Origin of the sequence: Streptomyces catenulae (genome assembly GCF_000718015.1) — a bacterium.
GTDB classification, from domain to species: Bacteria; Actinomycetota; Actinomycetes; order Streptomycetales; family Streptomycetaceae; genus Streptomyces; species Streptomyces catenulae.
This window is the reverse complement of the sequence record NZ_JODY01000074.1, coordinates 1-1,981: the sequence shown is the minus strand read 5'-3', so window position 1 is coordinate 1,981 and position 1,981 is coordinate 1. Positions and strand designations below refer to the sequence as shown.

Below are 1,981 nucleotides of genomic sequence, written 5' to 3'. Positions count from 1 at the left end.
CGCAAGGGCGGCACGGATCACCCGCTCCTGCGACGGACCGTTCGGCGCCGTCAAACCATTACTCGCACCATCCTGATTGACGGCGCTGCCGCGTACGACGGCGAGGACGCGGTGGCCATTGCGGCGGGCATCCGACAGCCGCTCGACCAGGAGCAGGCCCACACCCTCCGACCAGCCCGTGCCGTCCGCGGTCGCGGCGAACGACTTGCAGCGGCCGTCGGCGGCGAGACCCCGCTGCCGGGAGAACTCCACGAAGACGTGGGGGCCCGCCATGACGGTGACGCCACCGGCGAGGGCGAGGTCGCATTCGCCGTTGCGCAGCGCGCTCGCCGCCAGATGCAGCGCCACCAGTGACGACGAGCACGCGGTGTCCACCGTCACCGCCGGGCCCTCGAACCCGTAGGTGTACGACAGCCGCCCGGAGACGACGCTGGAGAGATTCCCGGCCAGCAGGAAGCCCTCGTACTCCGCGGGGCCGGCCGCGAGACGGGAGACGTAGTCGTCGTACATGGCGCCGGTGAAGACGCCGGTGCGCGAGCCGCGCAGGTCGGTCGGGTCGATACCGGCATGTTCGAACGCCTCCCACGCCGTCTCCAGCAGCAACCGCTGCTGAGGATCGATGGCGGTGGCCTCGCGGGGCGAGATGCCGAAGAAGGCGCGGTCGAAACGGTCCGCGTCGTGCAGGAACCCGCCGTGGCGTACGTAGGAGGTGCCGGTGTGGTCGGGGTCGGGGTCGTACAGGGCGTCGAGGTCCCAGCCGCGGTTGGTGGGGAACCCGCTGACCGCGTCGGTGCCGTCGGCGACCAACCGCCACAGGTCGTCCGGGGAGGCGACGCCGCCCGGGTAGCGGCAGGCCATCCCGACGATCGCGATCGGCTCGTCGGCGGCGGCCGACGACCGCGGCCCGGCCTGCGCGGGGGCGGTGTCCGGGGTGATCCGGGCCAGGAGGTGGTTGGCGACCGCCTGGGGCGAGGGGTGGTCGAAGACGACGGTGGCGGGCAGCCGCAGGCCGGTGCGGGTGGCCAGGCGGTTGCGCAGGTCCACCCCGGCGAGCGAGTCGAAGCCCAGCTCGTTGAAGGCGCGCCGCGGGTCGAGCCGCTGCGGGTCCGCGTGGCCGAGGACGGCGGCCACCGTGTCGCGTACGAGGGTGAGGACGGCCTCGCCGCGCTGTTCGTCGGGGAGTGCGGCCGTCCGGTTCGCCCAGGCGGTGCCGTCGGCGTCCGCCACGGGTGCGGCGCGTCGCGGGCGGGTGCGGACCAGGCCGCGCAGCAGGGCCGGCGGTTCCCCGTCGGCGGCGCCTGCGGCCTGGGGGTCGAGGGCCACGGGAACGCGCAGGGCGTGCGGGGCGGCGACGGCGGTGTCGAAGAGGGCGAGGCCCTGCTCAGGCGTGAGCGGGCGGATTCCGGCGCGCGCCCAGCGGGCGAGGTCGGCGTCGCCGAGGGTGGCGCCCATCCCGTGGGAGGCATCCCACAGCCCCCAGGCAAGGGACGTCGCGGCCAGTCCTTGCCCTCGGCGGTGTGCCGCCAAGGCATCCAAGTAGGCGTTCGCCGCAGCGTAGTTGGCCTGACCTGCCGTACCCAACAAGCCCGAGACGGACGAGAAGAGCACGAACGCCGACAGACCCATCCCCCGGGTCAGCTCATGCAGATGCCACGCCGCATCCACCTTCGGACGCAGCACAGCCTCCAAGCGCTCCCCCGACAGCCCCTCGACCGTCACGTCGTCCAGCACGCCCGCCGCATGGACCACACCCGACAACCGGCCCACGCGACCCAGCAACGCGCCCAGCGCCTCCCGATCACCCGCGTCGCAAGCCTCCAGCAGCACCTCCGCGCCCAGCTCCGACAACTCCTGCCGCAACACCAACGCACCCGGCGCATCCGCGCCTCGACGACTCACCAACACCAACCGCCGCACCCCATGCACCACCACCAAATGACGCGCCACCAACGCACCCAACCCACCCGTACCACCCGTGATC

General features: G+C 73.2%; 1 protein-coding gene. It reads right to left on the bottom strand.

The window, feature by feature from the left end:
• On the bottom strand, positions 1-1,981 hold a 1,981-nt coding region (locus IF23_RS31805; RefSeq protein WP_037680415.1), incomplete at both ends, for a type I polyketide synthase.